The sequence below is a fragment of the Mycobacterium shinjukuense genome, assembly GCF_010730055.1.
In the GTDB taxonomy this organism is placed as follows: domain Bacteria; phylum Actinomycetota; class Actinomycetes; order Mycobacteriales; family Mycobacteriaceae; genus Mycobacterium; species Mycobacterium shinjukuense.
Genome location: NZ_AP022575.1, coordinates 2,454,486 through 2,470,325, shown reverse-complemented (window position 1 = coordinate 2,470,325; position 15,840 = coordinate 2,454,486). Strand labels below are relative to the sequence as shown.

The window sequence follows — 15,840 nt, the reverse complement described above, 5'->3', positions numbered from 1 at the left end:
GAACCCACGCTCAATGCCCATGGAGCTGGTAGTCGGGCGGGTGGTCAAGGCGCACGGGGTCACCGGCGAGATCGTCGTCGAAATCCGCACCGACGACCCGACTGCCCGGTTCGCGCCGGGTACCCGCTTACGTGCCAGGCCAGCCCGCGAAAGCGATCAGGGACGCGACTACGTCGTCGACGGTGCCCGCGACCATGGTGGCCGGCTGCTGGTGCGATTGGCCGGAGTGGCCGACCGCGACACCGCCGACGCGCTGCGCGGCAGCCTGCTCGTCATCGATTCCGCCGACCTGCCGCCCATCGATGAGCCCGACACCTTCTACGACCATCAGCTCGAAGGCCTGCGGGTCCGCACGACGACGGGTCAGCGGGTCGGTGTCGTCGCCGAAGTGATCCACACCGCCGCCGGCGAGTTGCTGGCGATCCGCGGCGATGACCGCGAGGTGCTGGTTCCGTTCGTCGGGGCGATCGTCCCGTCGGTGTCGCTGGATGACGGCACCATCGTGATCGACCCGCCCGAGGGCCTGCTGGATCTGGGGTGACCGTGCGCATTGACATCGTGACGATCTTTCCGGCCTGCCTGGACCCCTTGCGGCAGTCACTGCCGGGCAAGGCGGTCGAGTCGGGACTGGTTGACCTGCAGGTGCACAACCTGCGGCGATGGACCCACGATGTGCACCATTCGGTGGACGACGCGCCCTACGGCGGCGGTCCGGGGATGGTGATGACGGCGCCGGTGTGGGGTGCAGCCCTCGACGACATCTGTTCGGGCGAAACGCTGTTGGTTGTTCCCACTCCCGCCGGCGCGTTGTTCACCCAGGCGACCGCACAGCGCTGGAGCACCGAGACGCATCTGGTGTTCGCCTGTGGCCGGTACGAGGGCATCGACCAGCGCGTCATGGAGGATGCCGCCCGCCGAATGCGTGTGGAAGAAGTCTCGATCGGCGACTACGTGCTGCCGGGTGGGGAGTCGGCGGCCGTGGTGATGATCGAAGCCGTGCTGCGGCTGCTGGCCGGTGTGCTCGGCAATCCCGCGTCACACCACGAGGATTCCCACTCGCCCGGCCTGGACCGGCTTCTTGAGGGGCCGAGCTATACCCGCCCGCCCAGCTGGCGTGGGCTCGACGTCCCGGAGGTCTTGCTCTCCGGTGACCACGCCCGAATCGCCGCCTGGCGTCGAGAGGTCTCGCTGCGGCGCACCCGCGAGCGTCGACCGGAACTGGCCCCACCCGAATAGCGGGTCTAGATCCGGCCGTTGGGAAATATCGTCTGGACGGCCTGGGTGATCGTCGCGCGGGCGGTGGCATCATCGGAGGGCTGCAGCGACTCGATCACCATGACGTAGCGACGATCCGAGCCGATGACCCCGGTCGACAGATGCATCCAGTCGCTGCCGATACAGCACATCCAGCCCTGTTTGACCGCAACCGGTTCGGCGTACAAACCGTCGGGGATGCCGAACCGCTGCGGGTAGCCGTCAACACCGGTCGGCGTGGACCTCGCTAGATCGTTGACGATGACCCCGGCTCCTGCTGGCGGGAGTCCGCCCGAGCCGTCGAGCAGCATGTCGTAGTAGCGGATCAGGTCGGCCGCCGAACTGGTCGTGTTCCACCAACGCCCATCGCTGGGCGGCGCCGTCGAGGTCAGGCCGTACCGGCTGGCGACCCCCGTGATGATGCTGCCTCCGCCGTCTTGACCCCAGAATCGTTCCGCCGCACCGTCGTCGGACGACTGCAACATGACGTGCAACGCCCGCTGGTCCTCCAGGGAGAGTGTGGTCTTGCCCTGGGATGCCCGCAGCAGCAGATCGTCGGCGATGAACAGCTTGGCCACCGACGCGGTGGCGATGATTCGGGTGTTGCCGTTGGAGACCAGCTGGTGGGTCGCGCGATCGAGGATGGCCACCGACAGGGTGGCACCCTTGGCGGCGGCCTCGTCGGTTGCCTGTTGCAGGCGTGCCTGCACCCCGCTAAGCCCACGGCCGGGCGGTGCCCCGATCGCCCCGGACGGCGTGATCGCCCGCAACAGCAGGTCGATCAGCTGCTGTTGTGGTTGGGTCTGCCGTGGGGTCGAAGGGGTCGGACGGCCGTATGCCTGCGCCTGGACCTTGGCCTCGCAACCCGCGACCACCACCAACGTCACCACCGCCACGGCGGTGAGCAGCGTCAGCGGCCGTGCTCGCATTGCTCTCCTCCAACATCGCGAAGGCGTGTAGGCGGGCGGCTGCAACGTCATCTGCCCCGGGCATCGTGTACAGCGTCGGGTCGGGCTCGCTCGGTTTGACCCCAATCATCGGTTGACCTCAGTCATATGTACCATTTGCCGGCGCGTTCGGGTGGCCGCGAACACCGGAGATTTCCTGTGATTTTCACTGCATGCGCACCGTCTGGCACAATTGACCGGTTGTCTCCAGCGGTTGCCGGCGGCGTCCCGCCCGCTGCGAGATGCGCCCCGAAGCCCGAACCATCGGCTTGGTGGCTGCCGCACGTGGGTGTGGGAAGTTGACCGGGCCGCGACCCCGAGGATGTGCCATTCCCATGAACAGGCTGGTCCCATGAACAGGCTGGACTTTGTCGACAAGACGGCGCTGCGCGACGACATCCCGGCCTTCCAGCCGGGAGACACCATCAACGTGCACGTCAAGGTGATCGAGGGCGCCAAGGAACGTATCCAGGTGTTCAAGGGCGTGGTGATCCGACGGCAAGGCGGCGGCATCCGCGAGACGTTCACGGTGCGCAAGGAAAGCTACGGTGTCGGCGTCGAACGGACCTTTCCGGTGCATTCGCCCAACATCGACCACATCGAGGTGCTGACCCGTGGCGATGTCCGCCGCGCCAAGCTGTACTACCTGCGGGAACTTCGCGGGAAGAAGGCCAAGATCAAGGAGAAGCGCTGACCGGCACCGTGGTGGCGGGCGCGCTCGGCGGCGTTCCGGGCGGCGAACCGTGCTGGTTACGCTGATCCGGTGACCGAAACCACCGACTCCCCGTCTGAGCGCCGGTCCGACGCTGATCGGTCGGAGCCCAAGCTCACCGCGCCCGACCCGAACACCCGGGAGCAGGCAGCAGACGCCGGCCTCGAGGCGGACTCCGGGGAAGTCGACCGGGCCGAGTCGAAGCCCCCGAAACGGTCGGCGCTGCGGGAGTTCGCCATCCTGGCGGTGATCGCGGTGGTGCTCTACTACTTGATGTTGACGTTCGTGGCACGGCCCTACCTGATTCCGTCGGAATCGATGGAACCGACACTGCACGGGTGCTCGTCCTGCGTCGGCGATCGCATCCTGGTAGACAAGCTCAGCTATCGCTTCGGCGCACCCAAGCCGGGCGACGTCATCGTCTTCAAGGGACCGCCGTCGTGGAACGTCGGGTACAAGTCGATCCGGTCGCCCAACACCGTGGTGCGCTGGCTGCAGAACGCGCTGTCGTTCATCGGTTTTGTACCGCCCGACGAGAACGACCTGGTCAAGCGTGTCATCGCGGTCGGCGGGCAGACGGTTGCGTGCCGATCCGACACCGGGTTGACGGTCAACGGCAAGCCAGTCAAGGAGCCTTATCTGGATCCGGCCACCATGATGGCCGACCCGTCGGTGTACCCCTGTTTGGGCAGCGAATTCGGGCCGGTCACCGTCCCGGCGGGGCGGCTGTGGGTGATGGGCGACAACCGGACCCACTCGGCGGATTCCCGCGCCCACTGCCCCTTGCTGTGCACCGGCGACCCGACGTCGGGCACCGTGCCGGTGAGCAACGTCATCGGCAAGGCGAGGTTCATCGTGTGGCCGCCGTCGCGGTGGGGTGGTGTGGGTTCGGTAAACCCGCAGCAGGGACCGTAGCGATGGCCACGGCCTGGCCGCCGCGGACCGTGATCCGCAAGTCTGGGGGTTTGCGAGGGATGCGCACCCTGGAGTCGGCGCTGCATCGCAGCGGGCTGGGGCCGGTGGCCGGGGTGGACGAGGTGGGTCGCGGCGCCTGCGCCGGCCCGCTGGTTGTGGCGGCCTGCGTACTCGGCCCTGGACGGCTGGATAGCCTTGCCGCCCTTGATGATTCGAAGAAGCTCAGCGAACCGGTGCGGGCGCGGTTGTTCCCGTTGATCTGCCGCTACGCGCTGGCTTACCACGTGGTGTTCATCCCGTCGGTCGAGATCGACCGCCGCGGTGTGCACGCGGCCAACATCGAAGGGATGCGGCGCGCGGTGGCCGGCTTGTCGGTGCGGCCCGGTTACGTGCTCAGCGACGGCTTCCGGGTGCCCGGACTCGCGGTGCCGTCGCTGCCGGTGATCGGCGGCGACGCGGCGGCGGCCTGCATCGCCGCGGCCAGCGTGCTCGCCAAGGTCAGCCGGGACCGCGTGATGGTCGCGATGGACGCCGAGCACCCGGGATACGGCTTCGCTGAGCACAAGGGCTATAGCACCCCTGCGCACAGCCGCGCGTTGGCCCGGCTGGGTCCCTGCCCGCAGCACCGCTACTCGTTTATCAACGTTCGGCGGGCCGCGACCGGGTCTCGCGCCACGACGGTGGCCGAGCGCAAACTCCACCCTCCGGGCGAAAGCGGCGAATACTGGTGAGGAAAGATGGGACACGAGTTCCCACCCGGCGACGATGTGGGTCACTGGTGGCGCTGCGGACCGCACCGGGCCGTGAGCGGGGAGTCGGGCAAATTGGCTGGGAGAAGGACGTCTGAGCAGATGAGTGCCGAGGATCTCGAAAAGTATGAGACCGAGATGGAGCTCTCGCTGTACCGCGAATACAAGGACATCGTCGGCCAGTTCAGCTACGTCGTGGAAACCGAGCGGCGATTCTATCTGGCAAACAGCGTGGAGATGGTGCCACGGAACGCCGACGGCGAGGTGTATTTCGAGCTACGGCTGGCCGACGCCTGGGTGTGGGACATGTACCGGCCGGCGCGGTTTGTCAAGCAGGTGCGGGTGGTCACCTTCAAGGACGTCAACATCGAAGAAGTCGAAAAGCCCGAGCTGCGGCTGCCCGAATAGGCTGACCCGGGCGGCCGCGGGCGCCGCGCGGCGACCGCCGACGGGCGGCGGGCAAGCGAGGTACGTTGAGGCCGTGAGGTTACACCGCCCCGCGTCCCGCGACTTCCACGCCGACTATGACGAGCATGCGGTAACGGTCTCGCCGCGCAAGCACGAGGCGGCCGGCGTGCGTGCGGTGCTGGTGTCGGTGCAGCGAGGACTGCAACAGATGGGCGCGCTGCGCACCGCGGCGGCGCTGGCTCGGGTGAACCAGCGCACCGGCTTCGATTGTCCCGGCTGCGCCTGGCCGGAAGAACACGGCGGACGCAAGTTGGCCGAGTTCTGCGAGAACGGCGCCAAGGCCGTCGCCGAGGAGGCCACCAAGCGCACGGTCACCCCGGAGTTCTTTGCCCGGCACTCGATCGGCGAGCTGTCGGCGAAACCCGAATACTGGCTGGGCCAGCAGGGCCGGCTTACCCACCCGATGGTGTTGCGCCCCGGCGACGACCACTACCGGCCGATCGGCTGGGATGCCGCCTACCGGCTGATCGCCGACCACCTCACCGCCCTGGACAGCCCCGATGAGGCCATCTTCTACACCTCGGGACGCACCAGCAACGAGGCCGCGTTCTGCTATCAGCTGTTGGTCCGCAGTTTCGGCACCAACAACTTGCCCGACTGCTCCAACATGTGCCACGAGTCCTCGGGCTCGGCGCTGACCGAGTCGATCGGCATCGGAAAGGGGTCGGTGACCGTCGACGACGTCGAGCATGCGGACCTGATCGTCATCGCCGGACAAAATCCGGGCAGCAACCACCCGCGCATGCTGTCCGTGCTGAGCAAGGCAAAAGCCAACGGCGCCAAGATCATTGCCGTCAACCCCCTGCCCGAGGCCGGCCTGATCCGGTTCAAGGATCCGCAGCGGGTGAACGGGGTGCTGGGACATGGCATCCCGATCGCCGATGAATTCGTGCAGATCCGCGTCGGTGGGGACATGGCCTTGTTCGCCGGGCTGGGCAGGTTGTTGCTGGAGGCCGACGAGCGGGCCCCGGGCAGCGTGATCGACCGTGCGTTCGTCGACGCCTACTGCGCGGGGTTCGACGAGTACCGCCGCGCCACGTTGCGGGTCGACTTCGACACCGTGGCCGATGCCACCGGCATCGAACGCCGCCAACTCGAGCGGGTCGCGGCGATGTTGATGGCGTCGCAGCGCACCGTGGTCTGCTGGGCGATGGGCCTGACCCAGCACACCCACGCGGTGGCCACCATCGGCGAGATCACCAACCTGCTGTTGCTGCGCGGCATGATCGGCAAGCCGGGCGCGGGGCTGTGCCCGGTGCGCGGGCATTCCAACGTCCAAGGCGACCGCACCATGGGCATCTGGGAAAAGATGCCCGAGCCGTTCCTGGCGTCCCTGGATCGCGAGTTCGGCATTGTCAGCCCCCGCAAGCACGGTTACGACACCGTGGCGGCGATCCGCGCCATGCGCGACGGGCGGGCCACCGTTTTCCTGGGTATGGGCGGCAACTTCGCGTCGGCCACCCCGGACACCGCCGTCACCGAGGCGGCGCTGCGCCGGTGCGCGTTGACCGTGCAGGTCTCGACCAAGCTCAACCGCAGCCACCTGGTGCACGGCGCCACCGCGCTGATCCTGCCGACGCTGGGCCGTACCGACCGCGACATCCGGGGTGGGCGCAAACAACTGGTGTCGGTGGAGGATTCGATGTCGATGGTGCACCTGTCCCGGGGCAGCCTGCGCCCGCCCAGCGACCTGGTGCGCAGCGAGGTGGAGATCATCTGCCAGCTGGCCCGCACGCTGCTGGGGCCGCAGCATCCGGTGCCGTGGGAGCGGTTCGCCGACGACTACGACACCATCCGCGACGCGATCGCCGCCGTGGTCCCCGGCTGCAGCGACTACAACCGCAGGGTGCGTGCGCCGGACGGGTTTCAGTTGCCGCACCCGCCCCGGGATGCGCGCGAATTCCGCACCAGCACAGGCAAAGCCAACTTCGCGGTCAACCCCCTGCAATGGGTGCCGGTGCCGCCCGGCCGGCTGGTGCTGCAGACACTGCGCAGCCACGACCAGTACAACACCACGATCTACGGGCTCGACGACCGATATCGCGGGGTGAAGGGTGGCCGCCGGGTGGTGTTCGTCAACCCTGCCGACATCCAATCGCTGGGTTTGCGGGTGGGTGAGCGCGTCGACCTGGTGTCGGAGTGGACCGGCGCCGATGGCCGCTTGCAGGAACGGCGCGCGAAAGACTTTCTGGTGGTGTCCTATTCGACTCCGGTCGGCAACGCCGCCGCCTACTACCCGGAGACCAATCCGCTGGTTCCGCTCGATCACACCGCGGCCACGTCGAACACCCCGGTGTCCAAAGCCATCATCATCCGGTTGGAGCCGGCGTCCTAGTGGGTCACGTGACGGCTCGTCGGCGAGTCAAGCATCTGACGGCCGATCGGGCGACCACCCGACCGGAAACCCTGGCCGTCGAGGAGCCGCTGGAGATTCGCGTCGACGGCACCCCGGTCACCGTGACCATGCGCACCCCGGGCTCCGATATTGAGCTTGCGCAAGGGTTTCTGTTGACCGAGGGGGTTATTGCGCGGCGCGACGACGTGCTGGCGATCCGCTACTGCGGCGTGCACGGTGACGACGGCCGCAACACCTACAACGTCCTGGACGTGACCTTGGCGGCCGGCGTCAGGCCGCCGGAGCTGGAGGTCACCCGAAACTTCTACACCACCTCGTCGTGCGGGGTCTGCGGCAAGGCCGCGCTGCAGGCGGTGCGGCTGATCAGCCGGTTCGCACCGGGCGACGATCCCGTCACCCTGAGCGCCTCGGTGCTTCGGGCCTTGCCGGACCAACTTCGGGGCGCACAACGGGTTTTCGCCAGCACCGGCGGGTTGCACGCCGCGGCACTGTTTACCGTAGACGGCACCATGCTGGCCGCGCGGGAAGACATCGGCCGACACAACGCCGCGGACAAGGTCATTGGCTGGGCGCTGGAACACGACCGGATACCGCTGGGCGCGTCGGTGCTGCTGGTCAGCGGGCGGGCATCATTCGAATTGGCCCAGAAGGCGTTGATGGCCGGGATTCCGGTGCTGGCAGCGGTTTCCGCGCCGTCGTCGCTGGCCGTCTCGCTGGCCGAGGAGTCCGGGATCACGCTGGTGGGGTTCCTGCGCCAGGACTCGATGAACGTCTACAGCAGGGTCGACCGCATCACCTAGCGGACCCGGGTGGTGCGCTGTTGATGAGTGCGCGACTGTGCACAACCCGGCGGTTGCGGTGTCCGCCGGCGCCGGCCGGGTCCCGCGTTGTCGGGGTCGGCGGGCAGGGTGGCCGCATGACGACCCTCAAGACGATGACCCGGATCCAACTGGGGGCGATGGGCGAGGCGCTGGCGGTGGATCACCTGACGCGGCTGGGGTTGCGGATCGTGGACCGCAACTGGCGCTGCCGCTATGGCGAGCTCGACGTGATCGCCTGCGACGACGCCACCGGCGCGGTGGTGTTCGTCGAGGTCAAAACCCGCACCGGGGACGGCTATGGCGGGCTGGCGCACGCGGTGACCGAGCGTAAGGTCCGCCGCCTGCGCCGCCTGGCCACGCTGTGGCTGGCCGGTCAGGACGGGGGCTTCGCCGCGGTCCGCATCGATGTGATCGGCGTGCGGATCGGCCGGCGGCGCACCCCCGAGCTCACCCATCTGCAGGGGATCGGCTGATGGCGCTGGGGCGGGCGTTCTCGGTCGCGGTGCGCGGACTCGACGGTGAGATCGTGGAGATCGAAGCCGACATCACCTCCGGGTTGCCCGGCGTGCATCTGGTGGGGCTGCCCGATGCGGCGCTGCAAGAGTCTCGGGACCGGGTGCGCGCGGCGGTGACCAACTGCGGAAACAGCTGGCCGATGGCCCGGCTCACGCTCGCGCTGTCACCGGCGACGCTGCCGAAAATGGGATCGGTGTACGACATCGCGCTGGCCGCCGCGGTGCTGTCGGCGCAGATGAAAAAGGCATGGCACCGGCTGGAGAAGACGGTGCTGCTGGGGGAGTTGTCGCTAGACGGCCGGGTCCGGCCGGTGCGCGGGGTGTTGCCGGCGGTGCTGGCCGCCAAACGCGACGGCTGGCCGGCCGCGGTGGTTCCGGCCGACAACCTGGCCGAGGCCAGCCTGGTCGACGGCATCGACGTCTGGGGTGTTCGCACCCTGGGGCATTTGCAGAGCTGGCTCAATGGCTCGGCCGACCTGATCGACAGAATCACCGCGGCCGCTACGACCGCGGAGCCGGCCGCGGACCTGGCCGATGTGGTGGGACAGTCGCAGGCGCGTTTCGCCGTCGAGGTCGCGGCCGCTGGGGCCCATCACATGATGCTGACCGGCCCCCCGGGAGTGGGCAAAACGATGCTGGCGCAACGCCTTCCCGGGTTGCTGCCGAGCTTGTCGGACAGCGAGTCGCTGGAGGTCACCGCCATCCACTCGGTGGCCGGCCTGCTGTCCGGGGACACCCCGTTGATCACCCGGCCGCCGTTCGTGGCCCCCCACCACAGTTCCACCGTCGCGGCGCTGGTCGGCGGGGGTTCGGGAATGGCCCGGCCGGGCGCCGTCAGCCGGGCGCACCGTGGGGTGTTGTTCCTCGACGAGTGCGCCGAGATCAGCGTCAACGCGCTGGAGGCGTTGCGTACGCCGCTGGAGGACGGCGAGATCCGGCTGGCCCGCCGCGACGGCGTGGCCTGCTACCCGGCACGGTTCCAGCTGGTCCTGGCCGCGAATCCGTGTCCATGCGCGCCGGCGGATCCGCAGGATTGCCTGTGCGCGGCGGCGGTCAAGCGACGCTATCTGGGCAAGCTGTCCGGGCCGTTGCTGGACCGCGTCGACCTGCGGGTGCAGCTGCACCCGGTGCGTGCCGGGGCGTTTTCGGCGGCCGACGGCGAGTCGACACCGCAGGTGCGCCGCCGGGTCGAGCGGGCACGAGACGCCGCCGCGCAGCGTTGGCGACCACACGGATTCCGCACCAACGCCGAAGTCAGCGGGACGTTGCTGCGGGGCAAGTTCCGGCCCAGCAATGCCGCGATGGTCCCGCTGCGCGCGGCGCTGGACCGCGGTTTGCTCAGCATCCGAGGCGTCGACCGCACCCTGCGGGTCGCGTGGAGTCTGGCCGATCTGGCCGGCCACGTTTCGCCCGGGCCCGACGAGGTGGCCACCGCGTTGAGCTTCCGGCAACCGGGAGCACGGCGATGACCGCCGACGGCGCCGCGCTGCTGCGGGCGTGGGCCTATCTGTCCCGGGTGGCCGAACCGCCGTGCGCCGACCTCGCCGCCCTGGTCGCTCGGGTCGGCCCGGTGGAGGCGGCCGAGCGGGTGCGGCGCGGGCTGGTCGACGCTGATGTGGCCCGGCACACCGAGGCCAGGCGCGACATCGATCGGGCCGCCGAGGATGTCGAGCTCCTCGTCCGCCGGGGCGGACGGCTGATCACCCCCGACGACGACGAGTGGCCGGTGCTCGCGTTCGCCGCCTTCGGTGGTGTGGCGGCGCGGGCCAGGCCAGGCGGTGAACCGCCCCTGGTGTTGTGGGCGCTGGGTCCGGCTCGTCTGGACGAGGTCGCGCAGCGCGCCGCCGCGGTCGTCGGAACCCGGGCCGCGACGGGCTACGGCGAGCAGGTGGCGGCCGATCTGGCGGCCGGGCTGGCCGAGCGCGACATCGCGGTGGTCTCCGGGGCCGCCTACGGCATCGACGGCGTGGCCCACCGGGCGGCGCTCGGCTGCGACGGCATCACCGCGGCGGTGCTGGCGGGCGGGTTCGATATCCCGTATCCGAGTGGGCATTCGGCGCTGCTGTATCGCATCGGTCAGCACGGGCTGCTGTTCACCGAGTACCCGCCGGGCGTGCGCCCCGCCCGGCACCGGTTCTTGATCCGCAACCGGCTGGTGGCCGCCGTTGCGGGCGCGGCGGTGGTGGTGGAAGCGGGCCTGCGCAGCGGTGCCGCCAATACCGCCGCCTGGGCCCGGGCCCTGGGGCGGGTGGTCGCCGCGGTGCCCGGGCCGGTGACGTCGTCGGCGTCGGCGGGTTGTCACGAGCTGTTACGCACCGGCGCGCAGCTGGTCACCCGCGCCGACGACATCGTCGAGTTGGTCGGTCGCATCGGCGAGCTGGCCGCCGACGAAACGCGACCTGCCAGTGCGCTGGATGGGCTGAGCCAGGCCGAACGTGTTGTCTACGAGGCGTTGCCGGGCCGCGGCGCCGCGACGATCGACGAGATCGCGGTGGCATCCGGGTTGGTGCCCGCTCAGGTGTTGGGGCCGCTGGCCATGCTCGAGGTGGTCGGGTTGGCCGAGCGTCATGACGGCCGCTGGCGAATACACCGCGCCGATCCCGGCCAGGCCGGCCGAACGGCTCAACTCGTATAGTCGACGCAGGTCGGGCTGGGCAGGCGGAGACGTGGCGGGTCGCTTCCGGCAATGGAAGAGGGAACTGGCCCAGGCCGAGGCCGCGGGCCGAGCGCAGGCCACCCCGGGCGAAGGTCTCACCCTGGACACGCCGCGGCGCGTCGGCTGACATCCGCCGCGCCACGTCTGCGAGCGTGGGGGCATGCCGGATAGCTGTGACCCCATCCTCGAGGAGTTCGACCAATACCTGGCACTGCAGTGCGGCCGTTCCGCGCACACGCGCCGGGCGTATCTGGGCGACCTGCGGTCGTTGTGCGCCTTTCTCGCCGACCGCGGATCCGGTCTGGACGCGCTGAGCCTGCCGGTGCTGCGGTCCTGGCTGGCCGCTGGTGCCAGCGCCGGTGCCGCCCGTACCACGCTGGCCCGCCGCACCTCGGCGGTCAAGGCATTCACCGCGTGGGCGGTCCGGCGGGGCCTGTTGTGCGGCGACCCCGCCGCGCGGCTGCAAATGCCGAAGGCCCATCGCACACTGCCCGCCGTGCTGCGCCGGGATCAGGCCCTGGCGGCCATGACGGCCGCGGAATCCGGCGCCGAGCAGGGTGATCCGGTGGCCCTACGGGACCTGCTGATCGTCGAACTGTTGTACGCCACCGGCATCCGGGTGAGCGAGCTGTGCGGCCTCGACGTCGACGACGTCGACACCGGACATCGCCTGATCCGTGTCCTGGGCAAGGGCAACAAGCAGCGGACCGTGCCCTACGGACAACCGGCCGCCGAGGCGCTGCACGGCTGGCTGTCCGGCGGGCGCCCGGCCCTGGTTACCGCGCAGTCGGGGCCGGCGCTGCTGCTCGGCGCCCGGGGCCGGCGGCTCGACGTGCGTCAGGCGCGCACGGTCGTGCACCAAACCGTCGCCGCGGTGGATGGCGCGCCCGACATCGGGCCGCACGGGCTACGGCACAGCGCGGCCACCCATCTCCTCGAAGGTGGGGCCAACCTGCGCGTCGTCCAAGAGCTGCTCGGGCATTCCAGCCTGGCAACCACCCAGCTGTACACCCATGTCGCGGTCGGGCGGTTGCGGGCGGTGCACGATCAGGCCCATCCGCGGGCCTAACACCCGGCCGGTTGCGCCCGCCCACGCAACGCCGGTGCGCGCGCCGACAATCCAACGGCGGCTTACCGGCAGTCGATGCGCGGATGAACGCTGCGTGGCAAGCGATCGATCAACCTGGCGCAGGATGCCGGCCCGACCGTCTAATCGTTACCAACAAGCGATTGTGCTTGACGCGCCGCGGCGGGCGAGCCGGTTCGCTTGTCACCACAACCGGAGACGCTGCGCGGAACCGCAGCCGCCAGCCGTCCAGCTAACAGCGATGAGGCACAGGCTTGCGCACCGACCGACGTGGTTGCCCCCGCGGGATCCGTCCCGACGGCCGGCAAGCGGTGCGCGCCCCGGTGCTACCCAACCACATGCTTGACGACCCGCCGGTGACCACGGAGCGTGCCGACAACGCTGCCACGATCCTTTCCCCCTAAAGCAGATGGTGCTCGACTTCGGGGTGCTGCCGCCGGAGATCAACTCCGGTCGGATGTACGCCGGTCCGGGATCGGGGTCCATGGTGGCCGCCGCGGCGGCCTGGGAAGGGCTGGCAGCCGAGTTGGGCTTGATGGCCGCCGGGTACCGGTCCGTCATCTCGGAGCTGACCAGTGCGTGGTGGGTGGGGCCGGCGTCGGCGGCGATGGCGGCCGCGGCCACGCCCTATGCGGCGTGGCTCAGCACCACCGCCCAGCAGGCTGAGCAGGCAGGTTGGCGGGCGCGCGCGGCCGCGGCGGCCCACGAGCTCGCGTTTGCCATGACTGTGCCTCCGCCGGTCATCGCCGCCAACCGCGCGTTGTTGACGGCGCTGATCGCGACCAACTTTTTCGGTCAGAACACCCCGGCGATCGCCGCCACCGAGGCGGACTACGCCGAGATGTGGGCCCAGGACGCCGCCGCCATGTACGGGTACGCGGCCGCGTCGGCGGACGCCACGCGACTGACCCCGTTCACCCCACCGCCGGACACCAGCGATCCGACCGGCCCGGCGCGGCAAGCCGCGGCGGTCGGCCAAGCCGTCGCCACACCGGCCGGCGCCTCCGCGCACACGGTAGCTGCCGCGATCCCGCAGCTCGTCGTCGGCACCTCCGTGCCGTCGGCGCTGCAGCAGCACCTCGCGTCGCTGGGGTGGAACCCGTGGGCGTGGTACATGGAATTCGTCGCCTGGCTCGAGGCCCACATGCCCAACCTGACCACCGCGAACCGGATGACGATCGTTCGGTTCCTGGCCGTCTCCTATTTCGACGAGGGGCTGCTGCAATTCGAGGCTTCGATGGCACAGACCCTGCTGCCCGGCAGCCCGAGCAGTGGTGCGGGCGACTCCGGGTCCTCGGTTCTGGACTTCTGGGGCCCGACCATCTTCGCCGGCCCCAAACCGGCTCCGATCACCACCGGTGCTATCGATGTGGCCCGGGCGTCGGCGGCCCAGATGTACTGGGCACACCCGGGCGCTCCCGGCGAAGGTGGATCGGTCTCGGCCAGCGTCGGCAAGGGTGGTTCGGCGGGGTTGTTGTCGGTGCCGCCGGATTGGGCGGTGCGCGCCCGACTGGGGGGCACCGGGAACACCCCGTCGTTCGTGTCGGCCGAGGACGTCGCCGTTCGCGGACCGGCGGAAAACGCGCTCCTGCAGGGCATGCCGGCGAAGGGCGCGGGTTCGGCCTCCGGCGGCGGCTATGCCAACAAGTACGGCTTCCGTTACGCGGTGATGCAGCGCCCGCCGTTTGCCGGATAGCGACGCCGCGACAACGGTTTGAGCCGCACCGGGGTGGACTTCAGCAGGCCCAGCGGATCGACATAGTCGGCGCCCGACGCCGGACCCCACATCGCACCCCAGTGCAGACACGCCTTGGCCGGGCAGCCGGGGTGCCCGGCCACCAAGTGGCCGATCACGGTCTGCGCCGTCACCTGTTGCCCGACCCGCACCACCGCGCGCACCGGCTCGTAACTGGTACGCAGACCGCCGGGATGAGCCAGTGACACCACCGGTCGTCCGGCCAGCAGCCCGCCGAACACGACGGTCGCGCCGCCCGCCGCATACACCGGCTGACCTGGGCCACCGGCCAGGTCCACGCCCCGGTGCCCGGGATGCCAATCCGGTGACGGTGCGTCAAAGCCGCGCAGCACGGCCGCGGGCGGGCGCAACGGCCACTCGAGCCGGGCGTCGTCGGCGCGCGCGGGTGCCACGCTGAGCAACGGCCAGCACACGATTAGCGCGACCCACCGCATCCGCTCAGTGCAGCGCGCCGGCGACCGGCGGGCCACTCACGGCCGCCGATTCTGGGGAGCAGCCGTCAGCTGTGGAGTGGGTGGGTCAACCCGACTGCCGGTGCGGTGTAGACTGCTCGTCGCAGCTCGCCCGGGCGGGCTGACTTCGCGCGCCTGCACCGCGGCCCCCTTCCGGGGCCACGCACCAGCATGTCGGGGCGGTCCCGTGCGGGGCCTCCCCTTGCGGGGGTTGCCCAGACGGGTTCGGCATCGCAGCAGGCGCCAGGGCCCGCTTCACCCGATGGCGGGCGACAACCGACAACAAAAGGACATGGGCCCAATATGGCTGTTGTCACCATGAAGCAGCTGCTAGACAGCGGCACCCACTTCGGGCATCAGACCCGTCGCTGGAATCCCAAGATGAAGCGGTTCATTTTCACCGACCGCAACGGCATCTACATCATCGACCTGCAGCAGACGCTGACCTTCATCGACAAGGCGTACGAGTTCGTCAAAGAGACCGTCGCCCACGGCGGGTCGGTGCTGTTCGTCGGCACCAAGAAGCAGGCGCAGGAATCCGTGGCCGCCGAAGCCACCCGCGTCGGCATGCCGTATGTGAACCAGCGCTGGCTGGGCGGCATGCTCACCAACTTCGCCACCGTGCACAAGCGGCTGCAGCGCCTCAAGGAGCTCGAGGCGATGGAGCAGACCGGTGGCTTCGAAGGCCGCACGAAGAAGGAAATCCTGGGCCTGACCCGGGAGAAGAACAAGCTGGAGCGCAGCCTCGGCGGCATCCGTGACATGGCCAAGGTGCCGTCGGCGATCTGGGTGGTCGACACCAACAAGGAGCACATCGCCGTCGGTGAGGCCCGCAAGCTGGGCATCCCGGTCATCGCGATCCTGGACACCAACTGCGATCCCGACGAGGTGGACTACCCGATCCCGGGCAACGACGACGCGATCCGCTCGGCCGCCCTGCTGACCAAGGTGATCGCTTCCGCGGTCGCCGAGGGCCTGCAAGCCCGCGCCGGTTTGGGCCGCGGCGACGGCAAGCCGGAGGCCGAGGCGGCCGAGCCGCTCCCCGAATGGGAGCAGGAGCTGCTGGCCAGTGCCGCCGCCAGCGCCAGCCCGGCGGCTCCCACCGACGCCGCCGCGGACACAACCGAATCCACCGCAGATGCATCCTAGGAA

General features: G+C 69.7%; 15 protein-coding genes and 1 pseudogene. 14 read left to right on the top strand and 2 right to left on the bottom strand.

Features of this window, described 5'->3' with window-relative positions; translation table 11 throughout:
* Positions 1–19 precede the first annotated feature (19 nt).
* Positions 20–541, top strand: coding sequence for a ribosome maturation factor RimM (gene rimM, locus G6N20_RS11105; protein WP_083046175.1), 522 nt, complete (start codon positions 20–22; stop codon positions 539–541).
* 2 nt (positions 542–543) lie between these two features.
* The gene (gene trmD, locus G6N20_RS11100) at positions 544–1,236 is read left to right on the top strand and encodes a tRNA (guanosine(37)-N1)-methyltransferase TrmD (protein WP_083046244.1); all 693 of its coding nucleotides are present in this window, start codon (positions 544–546) and stop codon (positions 1,234–1,236) included.
* A 5-nt stretch (positions 1,237–1,241) separates the two neighbouring features.
* Here the strand turns inward: trmD and G6N20_RS11095 are convergent, their stop codons facing one another.
* Positions 1,242–2,183, bottom strand: coding sequence for a serine hydrolase (locus G6N20_RS11095; RefSeq protein WP_083046176.1), 942 nt, complete (start codon positions 2,181–2,183; stop codon positions 1,242–1,244).
* A 370-nt stretch (positions 2,184–2,553) separates the two neighbouring features.
* Here G6N20_RS11095 and rplS point away from each other — a divergent pair, with 370 nt between their 5' ends.
* The 11 genes and pseudogenes from rplS to G6N20_RS11040 all read left to right on the top strand — a co-directional run bounded on the left by rplS (position 2,554) and on the right by G6N20_RS11040 (position 14,176).
* Positions 2,554–2,895, top strand: a complete 342-nt coding sequence (rplS, locus tag G6N20_RS11090; RefSeq protein ID WP_083046177.1) for a 50S ribosomal protein L19 — start codon at positions 2,554–2,556, stop codon at positions 2,893–2,895.
* A 69-nt stretch (positions 2,896–2,964) separates the two neighbouring features.
* Positions 2,965–3,828: a signal peptidase I gene (gene lepB / locus G6N20_RS11085; RefSeq protein ID WP_083046178.1), complete on the top strand. Its 864-nt coding sequence runs from the start codon at positions 2,965–2,967 to the stop codon at positions 3,826–3,828.
* A gap of 2 nt (positions 3,829–3,830) precedes the next feature.
* Positions 3,831–4,635, top strand: a pseudogene (locus tag G6N20_RS11080) (ribonuclease HII).
* A gap of 44 nt (positions 4,636–4,679) precedes the next feature.
* Positions 4,680–4,985, top strand: a complete 306-nt coding sequence (locus G6N20_RS11075) for a DUF2469 domain-containing protein (protein ID WP_012393608.1) — start codon at positions 4,680–4,682, stop codon at positions 4,983–4,985.
* 73 nt (positions 4,986–5,058) lie between these two features.
* Positions 5,059–7,380 (top strand): FdhF/YdeP family oxidoreductase, encoded by a 2,322-nt coding sequence (locus G6N20_RS11070; RefSeq protein ID WP_083046180.1) that lies wholly within the window; start codon positions 5,059–5,061, stop codon positions 7,378–7,380.
* The gene (fdhD, locus tag G6N20_RS11065; RefSeq protein WP_083046181.1) at positions 7,380–8,201 is read left to right on the top strand and encodes a formate dehydrogenase accessory sulfurtransferase FdhD; all 822 of its coding nucleotides are present in this window, start codon (positions 7,380–7,382) and stop codon (positions 8,199–8,201) included. Before G6N20_RS11070 ends, fdhD begins: the two co-directional genes overlap by 1 nt.
* A gap of 116 nt (positions 8,202–8,317) precedes the next feature.
* Positions 8,318–8,695 (top strand): YraN family protein, encoded by a 378-nt coding sequence (locus G6N20_RS11060; protein WP_083046182.1) that lies wholly within the window; start codon positions 8,318–8,320, stop codon positions 8,693–8,695.
* Positions 8,695–10,206, top strand: coding sequence for a YifB family Mg chelatase-like AAA ATPase (locus G6N20_RS11055; RefSeq protein ID WP_083046183.1), 1,512 nt, complete (start codon positions 8,695–8,697; stop codon positions 10,204–10,206). The genes G6N20_RS11060 and G6N20_RS11055 overlap by 1 nt, the downstream gene beginning before the upstream one ends.
* Positions 10,203–11,372, top strand: coding sequence for a DNA-processing protein DprA (gene dprA / locus G6N20_RS11050; protein WP_083046184.1), 1,170 nt, complete (start codon positions 10,203–10,205; stop codon positions 11,370–11,372). Before G6N20_RS11055 ends, dprA begins: the two co-directional genes overlap by 4 nt.
* 181 nt (positions 11,373–11,553) lie before the next feature.
* On the top strand, positions 11,554–12,462 hold the full coding sequence (locus G6N20_RS11045) for a tyrosine recombinase XerC (protein ID WP_083046185.1): 909 nt from the start codon (positions 11,554–11,556) through the stop codon (positions 12,460–12,462).
* 427 nt (positions 12,463–12,889) lie between these two features.
* Complete coding sequence (locus tag G6N20_RS11040) at positions 12,890–14,176, top strand: PPE family protein (RefSeq protein WP_083046186.1); 1,287 nt, start codon at positions 12,890–12,892, stop codon at positions 14,174–14,176.
* On the opposite strand, the gene G6N20_RS11035 is transcribed toward G6N20_RS11040, so the two are convergent.
* Complete coding sequence (locus tag G6N20_RS11035; protein WP_083046187.1) at positions 14,140–14,670, bottom strand: M23 family metallopeptidase; 531 nt, start codon at positions 14,668–14,670, stop codon at positions 14,140–14,142. The genes G6N20_RS11040 and G6N20_RS11035 overlap by 37 nt on opposite strands.
* A 321-nt stretch (positions 14,671–14,991) precedes the next feature.
* On the opposite strand from G6N20_RS11035, the gene rpsB reads away from it, so the two are divergent.
* Entirely contained in the window at positions 14,992–15,837 is an 846-nt protein-coding gene (gene rpsB / locus G6N20_RS11030) for a 30S ribosomal protein S2 (RefSeq protein ID WP_083046188.1), read from the top strand.
* The last annotated feature ends 3 nt before the right edge of the window (positions 15,838–15,840 follow it).

Coding starts and splice junctions, on each gene's coding strand:
- rimM (WP_083046175.1), top strand. CDS start 20: ATGGAGCTGGTAGTCGGGCGGGTGGTCAAGGCGCACGGGGTCACCGGC.
- G6N20_RS11095 (WP_083046176.1), bottom strand. CDS start 2,183: ATGCGAGCACGGCCGCTGACGCTGCTCACCGCCGTGGCGGTGGTGACG.
- rplS (WP_083046177.1), top strand. CDS start 2,554: ATGAACAGGCTGGACTTTGTCGACAAGACGGCGCTGCGCGACGACATC.
- G6N20_RS11075 (WP_012393608.1), top strand. CDS start 4,680: ATGAGTGCCGAGGATCTCGAAAAGTATGAGACCGAGATGGAGCTCTCG.
- G6N20_RS11060 (WP_083046182.1), top strand. CDS start 8,318: ATGACGACCCTCAAGACGATGACCCGGATCCAACTGGGGGCGATGGGC.
- G6N20_RS11055 (WP_083046183.1), top strand. CDS start 8,695: ATGGCGCTGGGGCGGGCGTTCTCGGTCGCGGTGCGCGGACTCGACGGT.
- dprA (WP_083046184.1), top strand. CDS start 10,203: ATGACCGCCGACGGCGCCGCGCTGCTGCGGGCGTGGGCCTATCTGTCC.
- G6N20_RS11045 (WP_083046185.1), top strand. CDS start 11,554: ATGCCGGATAGCTGTGACCCCATCCTCGAGGAGTTCGACCAATACCTG.
- G6N20_RS11040 (WP_083046186.1), top strand. CDS start 12,890: ATGGTGCTCGACTTCGGGGTGCTGCCGCCGGAGATCAACTCCGGTCGG.
- G6N20_RS11035 (WP_083046187.1), bottom strand. CDS start 14,670: ATGCGGTGGGTCGCGCTAATCGTGTGCTGGCCGTTGCTCAGCGTGGCA.
- rpsB (WP_083046188.1), top strand. CDS start 14,992: ATGGCTGTTGTCACCATGAAGCAGCTGCTAGACAGCGGCACCCACTTC.